At 65.6% G+C, this 13,912-nt stretch carries 14 protein-coding genes and 1 pseudogene; 9 read left to right on the top strand and 6 right to left on the bottom strand.

The window, feature by feature from the left end:
• Positions 1–5 precede the first annotated feature (5 nt).
• The 4 genes from exaC to BST10_RS03595 are packed head-to-tail and all read left to right on the top strand — an operon-like array spanning position 6 to position 2,779.
• Positions 6–1,529: an acetaldehyde dehydrogenase ExaC gene (exaC, locus tag BST10_RS03610; RefSeq protein WP_083036411.1), complete on the top strand. Its 1,524-nt coding sequence runs from the start codon at positions 6–8 to the stop codon at positions 1,527–1,529.
• The gene (locus BST10_RS03605; RefSeq protein WP_013827387.1) at positions 1,529–1,933 is read left to right on the top strand and encodes a DUF779 domain-containing protein; all 405 of its coding nucleotides are present in this window, start codon (positions 1,529–1,531) and stop codon (positions 1,931–1,933) included. The genes exaC and BST10_RS03605 overlap by 1 nt, the downstream gene beginning before the upstream one ends.
• Before the next feature lie 29 nt (positions 1,934–1,962).
• Positions 1,963–2,241: a putative holin gene (locus BST10_RS03600; RefSeq protein ID WP_083036410.1), complete on the top strand. Its 279-nt coding sequence runs from the start codon at positions 1,963–1,965 to the stop codon at positions 2,239–2,241.
• Entirely contained in the window at positions 2,234–2,779 is a 546-nt protein-coding gene (locus BST10_RS03595) for a hypothetical protein (protein ID WP_013827389.1), read from the top strand. The genes BST10_RS03600 and BST10_RS03595 overlap by 8 nt, the downstream gene beginning before the upstream one ends.
• Here the strand turns inward: BST10_RS03595 and BST10_RS03590 are convergent.
• Together BST10_RS03590 and BST10_RS03585 are read right to left on the bottom strand one after the other, a co-directional pair.
• Entirely contained in the window at positions 2,766–3,182 is a 417-nt protein-coding gene (locus BST10_RS03590) for a PIN domain-containing protein (RefSeq protein ID WP_083036409.1), read from the bottom strand. The genes BST10_RS03595 and BST10_RS03590 overlap by 14 nt on opposite strands.
• Before the next feature lie 2 nt (positions 3,183–3,184).
• Positions 3,185–3,424 (bottom strand): DUF6364 family protein, encoded by a 240-nt coding sequence (locus BST10_RS03585; protein WP_013827391.1) that lies wholly within the window; start codon positions 3,422–3,424, stop codon positions 3,185–3,187.
• A 99-nt stretch (positions 3,425–3,523) separates the two neighbouring features.
• On the opposite strand from BST10_RS03585, the gene lpdA reads away from it, so the two are divergent.
• Positions 3,524–4,924 carry a dihydrolipoyl dehydrogenase gene (gene lpdA / locus BST10_RS03580; protein WP_013827392.1) on the top strand — a complete coding sequence of 467 codons (1,401 nt, stop codon included), beginning with the start codon at positions 3,524–3,526 and terminating at the stop codon, positions 4,922–4,924.
• A 3-nt stretch (positions 4,925–4,927) separates the two neighbouring features.
• Here the strand turns inward: lpdA and BST10_RS03575 are convergent, their stop codons facing one another.
• From BST10_RS03575 to BST10_RS03560, 4 genes are all read right to left on the bottom strand, one after another.
• Positions 4,928–5,815, bottom strand: a complete 888-nt coding sequence (locus BST10_RS03575) for a cyclopropane mycolic acid synthase family methyltransferase (RefSeq protein ID WP_083036408.1) — start codon at positions 5,813–5,815, stop codon at positions 4,928–4,930.
• A gap of 50 nt (positions 5,816–5,865) precedes the next feature.
• A complete protein-coding gene (locus tag BST10_RS03570) occupies positions 5,866–6,798 on the bottom strand; it encodes a cyclopropane mycolic acid synthase family methyltransferase (RefSeq protein WP_235673683.1) in 933 nt (310 codons plus the stop codon).
• A 152-nt stretch (positions 6,799–6,950) separates the two neighbouring features.
• Positions 6,951–8,408, bottom strand: a complete 1,458-nt coding sequence (locus tag BST10_RS03565) for a DUF92 domain-containing protein (RefSeq protein WP_083036406.1) — start codon at positions 8,406–8,408, stop codon at positions 6,951–6,953.
• 6 nt (positions 8,409–8,414) lie between these two features.
• Complete coding sequence (locus BST10_RS03560; protein ID WP_013827396.1) at positions 8,415–8,963, bottom strand: carboxymuconolactone decarboxylase family protein; 549 nt, start codon at positions 8,961–8,963, stop codon at positions 8,415–8,417.
• A gap of 200 nt (positions 8,964–9,163) precedes the next feature.
• Between BST10_RS03560 and BST10_RS03555 the strand changes: the two genes are divergently transcribed.
• The 4 genes and pseudogenes from BST10_RS03555 to BST10_RS23175 all read left to right on the top strand — a co-directional run.
• Complete coding sequence (locus BST10_RS03555) at positions 9,164–10,288, top strand: tyrosine-type recombinase/integrase (RefSeq protein WP_083036405.1); 1,125 nt, start codon at positions 9,164–9,166, stop codon at positions 10,286–10,288.
• Between the two features lie 287 nt (positions 10,289–10,575).
• Entirely contained in the window at positions 10,576–10,761 is a 186-nt protein-coding gene (locus BST10_RS03550) for a helix-turn-helix transcriptional regulator (RefSeq protein ID WP_083036404.1), read from the top strand.
• A gap of 27 nt (positions 10,762–10,788) precedes the next feature.
• Positions 10,789–11,637, top strand: a complete 849-nt coding sequence (locus BST10_RS24330) for a protein rep (protein ID WP_163762404.1) — start codon at positions 10,789–10,791, stop codon at positions 11,635–11,637.
• 517 nt (positions 11,638–12,154) lie between these two features.
• Positions 12,155–13,912, top strand: a pseudogene (locus BST10_RS23175) (PGRS repeat-containing protein); the annotation flags it as partial.

Raw genomic sequence — 13,912 nt, 5'->3', positions numbered from 1 at the left:
CACTGATGACCGTCTTCGCACGTCCGGGCAGCGCGGCGGCGCTGATGAGCTTTGAGTCGCGCTACGGCAACTTCATCGGCGGGCAGTGGGTGGCGCCGGTCGGTGGTGAGTATTTCGAGAACATCACCCCGGTCACCGGTCAGGTGTTCTGTGAGGTCGCGCGTTCGACCGCGGCTGATGTCGAGCTGGCTTTGGATGCCGCGCATGTGGCGGCGCCGGCGTGGGGTAAGACGTCGCCGGCCGAGCGGGCGGTGGTGCTCAACGCGATTGCCGATCGCATCGACGCGCATCGCGAACAGCTCGCGGTGGCCGAGGTGTGGGACAACGGCAAGCCGATCCGGGAGGCGCTGGCCGCCGATATCCCGCTGGCGGCCGATCATTTCCGCTACTTCGCGGCGGCGATCCGCACCCAGGAGGGGGCGTTGAGCCAGCTCGACGATGACACCGTGGCCTATCACTTCCACGAGCCGCTGGGGGTGGTGGGCCAGATCATCCCGTGGAACTTCCCGCTGCTGATGGCCGCCTGGAAGCTGGCCCCGGCATTGGCGGCCGGCAATGCGGTGGTGCTCAAGCCGGCCGAGCAGACCCCGGCCTCGATCCTGTACCTGCTGAGCCTGATCGGTGAGCTGCTGCCGGCCGGGGTGGTCAACGTGGTCAACGGTTTCGGGGTCGAGGCCGGCAAGCCGCTGGCGTCGAGCAACCGGATCGCCAAGATCGGCTTCACCGGTGAGACCACCACGGGGCGGCTGATCATGCAGTACGCCAGTCACAACATCATCCCGGTCACTTTGGAGCTGGGCGGCAAGAGCCCCAACATCTTCTTCGCCGACGTGCTGGCCGCCGCTGACGACTTCTGCGACAAGGCACTGGAAGGGTTTGCGGGATTCGCCCTCAACCAGGGCGAGGTGTGCACGTGTCCGTCGCGGGCGTTGATCCAGGCCGAGATCTACGACGAGTTTCTGGAGTTGGCCGCGATCCGCACCAAGGCGATCCGCCAAGGCGACCCGTTGGATCCGGCCACCATGATCGGGGCACAGGCCTCCAATGACCAGCTGGAGAAGATCCTGTCCTACATCGAGATCGGCAAGGCCGAAGGCGCCAAGGTCATCACCGGCGGCCAGCGCGCCGAGTTGGGTGGGGAACTGTCCGGCGGTTACTACGTGCAGCCGACGATCTTCGCCGGCCACAACAACATGCGGATCTTCCAGGAGGAGATCTTCGGCCCGGTGGTCTCGGTGGGCTCGTTCAGCGACTACGGCGACGCCATCGCCCAGGCCAACGACACCCTCTACGGGCTGGCCGCCGGGGTGTGGAGCCGCGACGGCAACACCGCCTACCGGGCCGGCCGTGACATTGCGGCCGGCCGGGTCTGGGTCAACTGCTACCACGCCTACCCCGCGCACGCCGCGTTCGGCGGCTACAAGCAGTCCGGGATCGGCCGGGAGAACCACAAGATGGTGCTCGATCACTACCAGCAGACCAAGAACCTGCTGGTGTCCTACTCGGAGACCGCGACGGGATTGTTCTGATGGGCGCACCGGAGCGGGTGCGGATCACCGAGGCGGCAGCCGAACTGCTGGCACGGCTGGTGGCCCGGCACGGTCCGGTGATGTTCCATCAGTCCGGCGGCTGCTGCGACGGCTCGGCGCCGATGTGTTACCCCGACGGCGACTTCATCGTCGGTGACCACGACGTGCTGCTTGGTGTGCTCGACGTCGCCGGCGGCGGGGTGCCGGTGTGGATCTCCGGGCCGCAGTTCGGGGCCTGGAAGCACACCCAGCTGATCATCGATGTGGTGCCCGGCCGCGGCGCCGGGTTCAGCCTGGAGGCGCCGGAGGGGCTGCGGTTCCTGTCCCGGGCGCGCGCCTTCACCGACCACGAGAACGCCGCCCTGGAGGAAGTCCCGGTGATCACCGGGTCGTTACCGCGCTGAGCGGGGTTGCGGTCGTAGAATCTGCTGGTGTGATTCCGCTGCCGCGCCCCTGGTTGTTGAGCAGCATCATGCTGGTCGGAGCCACCGCCGGTGTACTGGCCGGGATCGGGGCGACCCTGCTGGTCACCGCGCCGCTGCGCCCGGATGTCGTGATCGCGCTGGTGCTCGTCGCGCCGACCGTCGCCGGGCTGGTCCTGGTGTTCGCCTCGTCGCGCCGCTGGGTAACCGGACTGGGTGCGTTTCTCCTCGCGCTCGGTCTCGGCTGGTTCGGGGCGCTGGCGGCGATTCAGGCGGTCTCGGGTGTCTGAGACCACCGACACCGGGGCGCTGCCGATGACCGAGCCGCACATGGCGCCCATCTTCGACACCGGCCCGCATCCGGCGCCGCTGCCCGGGCTGTCCGGCGAGCTCGAACCGCAACCGGGGCTCGAGGCCCGGCCGGAACCGGAGCCGATCGGGCCCGAGTCGAAGGCCGGGCCGGCCCCGGCCAAACCGCCCAAGCCGGTCGTGGTGGAGGGGCAGTACCGCTTCCTGAAGTGGTGGCAGTTCGCGTTGGTGCTGGTGGGGGTGTGGATTCCGGCGGCCGGGATCGGGCTGGGGCTGTTCTCGTGGTGGTATGCGCTGGCCGACAAGACCCCGGCGGTGTTCGTCGTGGTGGTCTACGCGGCCGTGTGCGTGGTGGCCGGGCTGATCGTGGCGATGGTGGGAGAGAAGCCGCTGTTGTCGGCGGTCGCGCTCGCGCTGATGTCGGCGGTGTTCGCCTCGGCGGTCGCCGCGGCACCGCTGTACGGCCACTACTTCTGCCAGCACGTGGACCGCTGCGTCGGCGGAATCATCCCGTACTGAACGGATTGGCCAGCCGGACGCCTTCGATCAGCTGCCCGTCGCTGAGATCTTCGGTCCACAAGGTGTCGCACCGCAGTTCGGCGGCGCTGCGCACGATCATCGCGTCCCAGAAGGAGAGCTGGTATCGAGTTGACCACGACGTCGCGGCGATCACGTCGTCGGCCAGTGGTGAGTGCACCCGCCATCGTGACAAGCTCCGGAGCCTATCGGCAGCCGATTCCGGGGTGATCGGTTTGGCGACCTTACGCGTCACGTTGACGTAGAACTCCTGCAGCACCTGGACGCTGAGCGCACCCAGGCGGTCGCGCCACAGCCGGTCCACCAGCACGCGAGCCGCCTCGTGCCGCTCACCGGCGGTCGCGTCGTAGGCGTACAGCAAGACATTGGTGTCGACGAACTCCATGATCAGCGCTCGTGAAGATCGTCCCGGGACCAGGTGATCGGTCCGACCTGCAGGCCGGCGACGCCGCTCATCATCCGCCTCTCGAGGTCGGCCACGTCGTCATAGTCCGCCACCTCGCCGACAAGTTGCTCGAGCAATCGCGCGACCAGACTCGACACCGACATGTCGCGTTGTGCCGCCAACACCTTTGCGCGACGAACCAGCTCCGCCGGCATGGTCAGCGTGATGTTCTTCGATGCCATGTGTTTCAGTGTAGCGCGGAAACACAGACATTCCGCGGGTGTGGTTTGACGTGCCCACCGCCGCTGCGAGGGAACCGCGCGGCCCGATAGGGTGAGCGGGTGACCCACTATGACGTCGTAGTCCTCGGAGCCGGTCCCGGTGGTTATGTCGCGGCCATTCGCGCCGCCCAGCTGGGCTTGAACACCGCCATCGTCGAACCCAAATACTGGGGCGGGGTCTGTCTGAACGTCGGTTGTATCCCGTCGAAAGCGCTGCTGCGCAACGCCGAACTGGCGCACATCTTCAACCGCGAGGCCAAGACCTTCGGGATCAGCGGCGAGGTGAGCTTCGACTACGGCGCGGCATTCGACCGCAGCCGCAAGGTCGCCGACGGCCGGGTCGCGGGGGTGCACTTCTTGATGAAGAAGAACAAGATCACCGAGATCCACGGCTACGGCCGGTTCACCGACGCCAACACCCTGGCAGTCGAACTCAACGACGGCGGAACCGAGAACGTCACCTTCGCTCATGCGATCATCGCGACCGGGTCCAGCACCCGGCTGGTGCCGGGCACCTCGCTGTCGGACAACGTCGTCACCTACGAGGAGCTGATCCTGAGCCGGGAGCTGCCGGGCTCGATCATCATCGCCGGGGGCGGCGCTATCGGCATGGAGTTCTCCTACGTGCTGGCCAACTACGGCGTGGACGTCACGGTGGTGGAGTTTCTGCCCCGGGCGCTGCCCAACGAGGACGCCGACGTCTCCAAGGAGATCGAGAAGCAGTTCAAGAAGCTGGGGGTGAAGATCCGCACCGGCACCAAGGTCGAGTCCATCGTGGATAACGGGGCCGGCGGGTCGGTCACGGTCACCGTCAGCAAAGACGGCCAGAGCGAGGAGCTCAAGGCCGACAAGGTGTTGCAGGCCATCGGTTTTGCTCCCAACGTCGACGGCTACGGCCTGGATGCCGCGGGGGTGGCGCTCACCGAGCGGCGCGCCATCGGTATCGGGGAGTACATGCAGACCTCGGTGGGCCACATCTACGCCATCGGCGACGTCACCGGCCTGCTGCAGTTGGCCCATGTCGCCGAGGCGCAGGCCGTGGTGGCCGCCGAAACCATCGGCGGCGCCGAGACGATGCCGCTCGGTGACTACCGGATGATGCCGCGCGCCACCTTCTGCCAGCCGCAGGTGGCCAGCTTCGGCCTCACCGAGGAACAGGCCCGCGCCGATGGCTACGACGTGAAGGTGGCCAAGTTCCCGTTCACCGCCAACGGCAAGGCGCACGGCGCCGGTGACCCGAGCGGGTTCGTGAAGCTGATCGCCGACGCCCGCTACGGCGAACTGCTCGGCGGGCACCTGGTCGGCCACGACGTCTCCGAGCTGCTGCCGGAACTGACCCTGGCGCAGAAGTGGGACCTGACCGCCAACGAGTTGGCCCGCAACGTTCACACCCACCCGACGATGTCCGAGGCGCTGCAGGAGTGCTTCCACGGCCTGATCGGCCACATGATCAACTTCTGACGCCTAGTTCCCCTTGGCGAGCGTGAACTGGGCGACGTAACTGATGTTGCGCTGGAAGAAGTCCGCGCAGCCCAACAGGTACTTCACGTACCGGTCGTAGACCTCCGGTGAGGTCGCCGCGATCGCCTGCTCGCGGGCGGCCTGCAGCCGGGTCGCCCAGGTGTCCAGGGTCCGCACGTAATCCGGCGTCAGGTCGTGGCGGTCGGCCACCGAAAACCCTGCGGCGGCGGAGTATACGATGACATCGTCGTCGCACGGCACCGAGCCGCCGGGAAAGATCTCTTTGGCGATGAAGCGCATGAATCGCAGGTCTGTCATCGTGATCGGGATGCCCATTTCCGGCCAGCGCTTCAGTGGGTGGCCCATGATGGTCTGCAGGACCATCCGCCCGTCGCGCGGCATCAGCCGGTGGCACAGCTCGAAGAACGCGGCGTAGCGCTCTTTGGGGAAGGCCTCGAAGGCCTCGATGGACACGATGCGGTCGACCGGCTCGTCGAACTCCTCCCAGCCGCGCAGCAGGATCCGGCGCGAGCGGTCGGTGTCGACGTCGTCCAGCAGGCGCTGGCCGAGGCTGCATTGGTTTCTGCTTAACGTCAATCCCACGACATCGACGTCGTAGGTTTCGATGGCCCGACGCATCGCCGATCCCCACCCGCAGCCGACGTCGAGCAGCGTCATCCCCGGTGCCAGGTCCAGCTTGGCCAGCGCGAGATCGATCTTGGCGAGCTGCGCCTCTTCCAGCGACATGTCCTCGCGCTCGAAGTAGGCGCAACTGTAGGTCCGGGTCGGATCCTGGAACACGCCGAAGAAATCGTTCGAGATGTCGTAGTGAGCCTGCACGTCCTCATAGGCAACCGCCATCTTGGGTGCGCTCGACGTCGGGTCGGCCATCTACTTGACCTCCTGTCCTCCTGGATCGGGGTGCCCGCGTGAAAGCCCGGCTAAGCAGCGGCCTTCTCGCAGGTGAACTGCACGACATCGGTGTAACCCTGGCGGAACAGGTCTGCGCAGCCGGTCAGGTACTTGTGGAACCGCTGGTAGACCGCATCGGAGGTGATGGCGATGGCCTCGTCCTTGTTGGCCTCGAGGTTTGCCGCCCAGGTGTCCAGGGTGCGGACGTAGTGCGGCTGCAGATGCTGCTCGCGGGTGATGCTGTAGCCGGCGTTCCTGGCGTGCTCGGTGACCTGTGCAGCCAACGGCAGACGCCCGCCGGGATAGATCTCGTCCATGATGAATTTGATGAACCGCACCCGCGACATCGTCAGCGGTAGCTTCTTGGCCCGGATCTCGTCGTCACTCGGGATGATGATGCTGTGTAGCAGCATCACGCCGTCGTCGGGCATCCAGTTGAAGGTGTTCTTGAAGTAGTCGTCGTAGTTGTTGAAGCCGAAATGTTCGAATGCGCCGATCGACACGATGCGGTCGACCTGGCCGTCGAATTCCTCCCACGGCTGCAACCGCACCTCCATCCGGCGCTTGCTCGTCGATTTCGCGAACAGGTTCGCTTCGATGTGCTGCTTCTGGTTCTCCGAGAGCGTCAGACCGATGACGTTGACGTCGTACTTCTCGACCGCCCGCATGATCGTCGAGCCCCAGCCGCAGCCGATGTCGAGCAACGTCATCCCGGGTTTCAGGCCCAGCTTGCCCAAGGACAAGTCGACCTTGGCCCGCTGCGCTTCCTGCAGCGTCATGTCGTCGCGCTCGAAATATGCGCAGCTGTAGGTCTGCGACGGGTCCTGCCACAGCTTGAAGAAGTCATTGGAGATGTCGTAGTGAAACTGCACTTCGTCTTTGTCGGAGCCGCGCGTCTGAGCCGCGGACTTCGAGAGCCACTTGGACTGTGCGCTGGATCCTGCGTTTGTTGAATCTGCCACTGTTGGTCCTGCCGGACGAGACCTGAGGTCGGGACGATGCATCCTGGTGGCTCAACACTTGTGTTGACACTACGCTTCGCAAGCCGGAGTGCACCCTGAATTTTCGGCGCGGCGTACCCGTCCGTTCGGCGATCGGCGTCGTATACCGCGGGTCAGGCCGCGAGAAGTAGGTAAACCGCGCACCCGACCAGCATCCCGGTCAGGTTCGCACCGGCGTTGACGACGTCGTTTCCCACCCACCGCCACCCGGCGGACGGCTCGGTGGGGCGCCCGCAGTGCAGCGCGTCCTCCACCGTGGCCCCGCAGGATTCGCAGCGGAAGCGGGCCTGCGCGGTGGCGCCGATCACGGTGTCCACCAGCGAGCCGGCGATGCCGGCTGCCAACCCGACCGGCACCATCGCCGGCCCGCCGAACAGGGCGCCGAACGCACCCACCAGCAACGCGCCCAGCACCGTTGCGGCCGAACCCAGCGGTGACACCGCGCCGGACGTGCCCTTGGGAACCCGGCCCCGCGTCCGCAGCGACAGCGGCTCGCGGCCGGAGAACCGCCCGATCTCCGATGCCCACGAGTCGGCGATGCCGGCGGCGATACCGCCGATGGACACCGCGTACCACAGCGGGTCCCGGGTGAACGCGAACCCGACCACCGGGACCAGCACCGGAAGACCCGCGTTGACCGCCACCTGACTCATACCGCGCATGCTCGAGGCACGGCCGGGCCGGCGGTAGGCGGTGAGGACGCTGGTCAGCGAGAAGAACACCGCGGCCGGGATGATCCAGGCCCAGCCGCCCAGGCCGACGGCGACGCCGGCGATCAGGCCGCCGCAGAGCGCCCCGGGCAGATCCAGCCAGCGCATCCGGATCATGAACGGCACGATGGCGCAGCCGAATACCACCGCGGCCAGCCAGCGCAGCGCATCATCGGTCGACAGGTCACGCGCGACGTGCAACAGCAGCGCCACCCACGGCGTGATCAGCAGGTTGTCCGCCGCCGGTACCACCAGCAGCTCCACGGCCGCCGTCGACACCGCGACGAACAGCGAAACCGTCACCGCCATAAACGAATTCAGTTCAAGGGCCGCCAGGCAGAACGTCAGGGAGACTGCGAAGGCGATCGCCACGAACGCCACCGAGCCCTCCAGGGTGCGCACCCCGCCACCGGCCGCCACGCGGTGTCTGCCGAACCGGTCCCCGACCAGGGCCGCACCCGCATCGGCCAGCCCCAGCACCACGACCCCGGTCGCGATCGCTACCCGGTCCGGCCAGAACGCCAGCACCGCGATCAAGGCGCCGCCGGCGAACCCGACCAGCCCGTAGTCGCGGGAGCGGGTGCCGTCGAACACACCCGGCACCGGAACCAGGCCACGCTCCACGATGAACGCCAAGGCCACCGTCGCGGCGGCCAGCACACCCGCCACCACCGCTTTGTTGGTCAGCTCGAACGCGGCCGCGGCGGCGAACAGCCCGCACAACGCGTGCGGGATCTTACGGGTGACCAGCGGTCCGGCGCCTCGCCGCAGCAGCATCCGCCCGACCACGATCAGCACCGCGGCGATCGCCAGCGTTCCGCCCCCGGCGACGGCCAGATCGTGCCAAACGGTGTCCGCCACGTAGTGCTACTCGTCGAAGTCCAGCGGCACCCGCAGCGCGCTCAGGGTGGCGGCCAGTGCGTCGTATTGGGACGTCAGCATCACGAATTCGATCAGCCGCGGACGATCCAGATGCTTCGACAACTCCGCCCAGGTGGCATCGGAGAGGGTGCGGGTGCCGACGAGTTCGTCGATCGCGGTCAGCATGGCGCGCTGGCGGGCGGTGAGCTCGTCGAAACGGGGGCCACCGGGGCCTTCGAAGATGCGCGCCTGGGTGTCGTCGTCGAGGCCGGCTGCACGGCCCATTCGGCGATGGTGCTGCAGTTCGTACTGGCTGTCACGCAGGTGGCCGACCCGCAGGATCACGAACTCGGTGTCGCGGGTGGACAGCTTGCCGCCCCGCATCAGCATCCCGCCGAACGGCAGCCAGGACCACATCAATCGCCGGTGCTGGCCGAGCGTGGTGAACAGGTGCGCTCGGGGCACCTGCTGACGGCGGGCGATGACTTTGCAGACCAGCCAGTTGGCGAGACCGAGGTCGCGCAGGCCGGGGGCTTCGGGGATGCGAGAGTTCACCGCTGTTGCTTTACCAGATAGCACATCATTATTGATTAACCTCTCTGACCTGTATTCGTCGTGGTTCCACCTGCGATTCTGCAGATGAAGTATTGGGTAAGGATTGGTACTAAAAGGCCAGGTGAAGTAACCTCAATCTGGCACAAATCTGGCACGGATGGCCTGTGCCGGATCGCCCGGCTGGGAGAGAGGCGAAGGCGATGGCCAAGGGTCGATTCGGCGGTGTGCGGCAGCTTCGGAGTGGACGTTGGCAGGCTCGCTACATCCACCAGGGGCGCGAGCACAAAGGCCCGACCACCTTCCTGACGTCCGGCGACGCTCATGACTGGCTGGCCCAGCAGCAGGTCAACATCAACGAGGGGATTTGGCAATCGCCCGGACAGGCGGCCGCCAAGAAGCGCGCTGCAGGCAAGAAGATCACCTTCAAAGACTATGCCGAGCAGTGGCTGATCAAACGGCGCACTCGCCGGGGGGAGCTGTCCGCCAAGACCCGAGCGGAGAACCGGCGGATCATCAGTCGCTACCTGTTGGCGCTCCACAACATTCCGGTGGCCGCGATCACCCGCGAGGACATCGAGGATTGGTATGCCGGGCAGAACCATTCCCACCGGACCCAGGTGGCCCGTAGCTACTCTCTGCTGTCCACGATCCTGAAGTCAGCGACAGAAGAAGGCCTGTTGCCCGCCAACCCCTGTGTGATACCGGGTGCGAGCTACGTGGAGTCCCCAGCGCACGAGATCGAGGTGATCGATCCGAAGACCCTCGACGAGCTGGTAGGAACCCTCCCGGAGCGACTCCGCGTCCTACCACTGCTGGCCTTCTGGTGTGCGCTGCGCTTTGGTGAACTGACCGAGTTGCGTCGCAGCGACATTGATCTGGCCGGTGAAGTAATCCGTATCCGGCGGGCCGTGATCTGGACCGCCGAGACCGGCTATGTCGTCAAGGCGCCCAAGACCCGGGCCGGGCTTCGCGACGTTCCGATACCCCCGCACCTCATCGAGGATTTGCGAACGCACCTGGACGCAGCCGTGGAGAAGGACGCCAAGGCGCTGCTATTTCCAGCCCCTCAGGGCGGGCACCTGGGGCAGGCGACATGGCGCCACTATTGGAACAAGGCCAGGGTGGCTGTCGGTCACCCCACCTTGCGGCTACATGATCTGCGGCACTCTGGACTGACCGCGCTGGCCCACGTCGGGGCGACTACCAAGGAGCTGATGGACGTGGCCGGTCACAGCAGTCCAGCGGCTGCTCTGCGGTATCAGCACAGCGTTGATCCGCGCAAACGGGAGCTGGCGCAACGCATGTCCAAGCTCCGGGATATGTGATCGTGGTCACTAGCCTTTCGAGCAATGGCGTGTACCCAATAAACGGCGAACCTGATTTTCCTGCAATTCTATTTTAGTTCTATATCAGTTCTACATCCAGGTATCAATTTTTCATTAATAGAAATACCTATCTCGGCAGTGAATGTCGAGTTCTATTGGGGTAGCATGACATTCATCGCCGAAAGTCAGGTGCGGTAAGGAAATGTCGAGACCTCTGGATGTTTTAGAGGCATACAAGCGAAGCTCGAAGCGGCGATAGCTGCTGCCCAAAGAGAAGGGATTAATCGATGGCTACTAACCCCCCAACCAGCAACGAATACGTCAGTGCCGAATACCTCGCGCAGTACCTCAACGTCCACAAGCGCACCATCCAGAACTTCGCCCGCAGGGGGGCATTCAAGACCTATCGACTGGGGCCGAAGTTGGTGCGCCACAACCTGGCTGAGGTCCTCGCAGCCATGGCGGATCAGTGAGCCCAGGTGGGATGAGCTGCACTACCGGTGACGGACGGCACACGAATCCGCGACACTGTCGACTTCGCACGGCTGAACACGCTGCGGGACTTCGGTGTCTCGCTATCGGATGACTCCAAGCTCCGAGGATGTGGTCGCACGTTTAGGCGAGGGTCTGCAGGGTCGTCACGCGAAGTGCTGGAAGGTGTCCGGGCGTGCCGCCGGAAGTGGCTCTGTCCGAGGTGTGGCTACAGAGCGGTACGCGACGAGTCTGAGCGATTGGAGAAGCTGCTTCTTGAGTGGACTACGGGCGAGGGTGCCGTGGGCCTCCTGACCCTCACTCAGCGCCATCAACTCGGTGACGGACTCGCCGACTTGTGGGATCGCCTCGAGGCTGGATGGGCCGCTATCACTCGAGGTTCGGGCTGGCGCACCGACCAGAATGCTTTCGGGCTTCGCGGATACATCCGAGTGACCGAAGTTGTTCACCACCCCAGCACTGGCTGGAATGTCCACTTTCACGTCCTCCTACTCCTGGACTATCTCCTCGACGAGGGTGACCTGGACCGGCTGAAAACCTCACTGGCCGACCGCTACTGCCGCGGCATTGAGAGCCATGGGGGGCAAGTCGCCCTGCGTGCCCAGAGTCTGCAGCTGATGAGGGCGGGCACTGAGCGGTATGTCGCCTGGTACCACTGCAAGGGGACTGGACCGTTGTGGACCAGGGATGGTTCCCGGAGCCCGATCGCAATCTTGTCGGATCTCGAGACTAACGGTGAAGGGCTGGAGCTCTGGCAGGAATTCACCGCAGCCGTGACGGATCAGAGGCGTGTGAAGTTCAGCGCCTCCAAGAATATTGACGCGCTCCGGCCCCGCTGTGGGCGCATACCTTATTGATTTATTAGGGAATTCGTTCAACCCCTCCTAGTGCGGCTACAGGCGCGCGTCGTGATCAAAGATGAGATACGCCGTGGTTAAACGCGCTTTCCGGCCGTCCAGGACGAAGGCGATATCTAGGACAGATCTAGTTCTGAGATAGAAAATCTGCCAGTAAGTGCAATGCGGTCCGCGCAAAGCCTACTGATGTGGCGGTAGTTGAAGCAGGTCCCCCTCGAGCTCACGCCCTGGGGGTTGCAGCCTCAGTTGACCGGCCGGGGGCATCCATGTGGACGTGTTTCCGGTCTGCGGTATGTCTGGCCCGAATGGAAGGCTTCAGGTACTTTTTATGCAACTGTAATCCGGGGTTGGCAGTTCGATCGACTCCACTTTCCGAGTTGTCGCAGGCCAGTGGCCGTGCGGTGACCTATCCCCAAAGTTGAGGAGCATGCGCATGACTGGTCGCCGTAACGTCGAGCAGGGTCGTACGTCGCGGCGGAATCGGCTCCCAGCTCGTGCCCTCGGTGCTTGCAGTGCAGTGAGCGTGTTCCTCTCATTCGGGATGGCGCCGCCGACTACGCCAGCGGCGAATGCTGACGTCGACGACGTGATCATCGATACGGTGGCGTCGCTGTTCGAGTCCTCGACGTGGTCTGACCCTGAAGCACTCGACTCCGCCTGGGAAGCCCTGATCCTCCAGGACAACTGGGATGCCTTGTTGGTGAACCTGGGCGACCCGAACTTTGGTGCAGTCCTGTTCAACGAGTTCATCTACACCCCGCTGCACACCTCCTTCGACACCTGGCTCGACAGCTCTGACGGGCAAGCGTTCGCCACCTTCCTCAACTCGATATCGGGCCAGTACCTGATCGGTGACGGCACCAACGGGACCGCCGAGAACCCCAATGGTGGCAATGCGGGGTTGCTATTCGGGGACGGTGGCGAGGGTTGGGGTTACAGCGGCAGCGGCGGCAACGCCGGGTGGTTCTTCGGTAACGGCGGCAACGCCGGGGCGGCCGAAGCAGCAGGTACCGATTCGCTGGTCACCACCTTTGCGGCCGAAGATTCGGGGCCGATCGACGGGGCCCCCGGTGTGGGTGGCAATGCCGCATTCCTGTTCGGCAACGGAGGTAACGGCACCAATGGCGGTGATGGCCTGTACGGCGGCAACGGCGGAGCCGGTGGCGCTGGTGGGGCTGGCGGCATTTTCTTCGGCAACGGTGGTAATGGCGGCAACGGCGGGGCCGGTGGTGATGGCACCGCGCTGCATCTCGACGGTGGCGCAGGCGGTGCCGGTGGTGTCGGTGGTAGCGGTGGGCTCTTATTTGGCGCTGGTGGCGCAGGCGGCACTGGCGGTAGGGGCGGTGCCGGTTTCACTGGCGTGGCGGGCGCTGCGGGCGCGAACGGCGGCACTGGCGGTAATGGCGGTGCGGGCGGAACTGGTGGAGTTGGTGGCCAAGGCGGACTGCTGTTCGGCAGCGGCGGCTCCGGTGGCAACGGCGGGCTTGGCGGTGATGGGGCCAGTGGGGGCCGGGGCGGTGACGGCTCCAGCCCTGGTGGAAGCGGCGGCAATGGTGGCACCGGCGGCAACGCCGGAGCTGCGGGGGTAGGCGGTGCCGCGGGACTGGGCGGTCTTTTCGCTGGTGCGGGAACCCGCGGTGTAAACGGCGGCCACGGAGTTGCTGGGGATGGCGGCAACGGAGGTGATGGGGCTACTGGCATTGCGGGCACATTCGCCGATGGAGGCACCGGCAGGGGTGGCACCGGCGGTAACGGCGGTAACGGAGGTTTCGGGGGCCAGGGCAGTTCGCCCGCAGATGCAGGCAAGAACGGCAGCAATGGTTCAGGAGGCATGGGCGGAGCGGGTGCTTCCGGGACCGCTCAACATCCCGACGGCGGTGCCGGTGGCGACGGTGGCCGGGGCGGAACGGTCGGTGAAGGGGGGCGCGGCGGCGATGGGGGACGCGGCGGCGATGCCGACCCATATTCAAATGGCCGTGGCGGCGACGGCGGTTTTGGGGGATCGGGTGTTACCACCGCGGACGGTGTAGGGACTGACGGCGGTAATGGTGGCCAAGGCGGTAACGGTGGACTAAATGGCGATGGCGGCATCGGCGGTCGCGGTGGTGCAGGCGGCGACGGAGTCCGTCAGCCGGGCGGATCTGGCGGTCGAGGAGGCGACGGCGGAGCTGGTGGTTCGGAATCAGGCAACGGCGGGCGCGGCGGTATTGGGGGGAATGGCGGCAGCACTACCTTGAGCGGTTCAGGTGGCGTCGGCGGGGACGGGGGCGACGGG

The sequence above is a fragment of the Mycolicibacter algericus DSM 45454 genome (genome assembly GCF_002086455.1).
Taxonomy (GTDB): Bacteria; Actinomycetota; Actinomycetes; order Mycobacteriales; family Mycobacteriaceae; genus Mycobacterium; species Mycobacterium algericum.
The sequence above is the reverse complement of the archived record's forward strand: the minus strand, read 5'-3'. Positions and strand labels throughout refer to the sequence as shown.

Bases quoted from the DNA above. Each gene is read 5' to 3' on its own strand.
- BST10_RS03605 (WP_013827387.1), top strand. From the start codon at position 1,529: ATGGGCGCACCGGAGCGGGTGCGGATCACCGAGGCGGCAGCCGAACTG.
- BST10_RS03550 (WP_083036404.1), top strand. From the start codon at position 10,576: ATGGCTACTAACCCCCCAACCAGCAACGAATACGTCAGTGCCGAATAC.
- BST10_RS03590 (WP_083036409.1), bottom strand. From the start codon at position 3,182: ATGGAGTTCGTCGACACCAATGTCTTGCTGTACGCCTACGACGCGACC.
- BST10_RS03555 (WP_083036405.1), top strand. From the start codon at position 9,164: ATGGCCAAGGGTCGATTCGGCGGTGTGCGGCAGCTTCGGAGTGGACGT.
- BST10_RS03575 (WP_083036408.1), bottom strand. From the start codon at position 5,815: ATGGCCGACCCGACGTCGAGCGCACCCAAGATGGCGGTTGCCTATGAG.
- exaC (WP_083036411.1), top strand. From the start codon at position 6: ATGACCGTCTTCGCACGTCCGGGCAGCGCGGCGGCGCTGATGAGCTTT.
- BST10_RS03585 (WP_013827391.1), bottom strand. From the start codon at position 3,424: ATGGCATCGAAGAACATCACGCTGACCATGCCGGCGGAGCTGGTTCGT.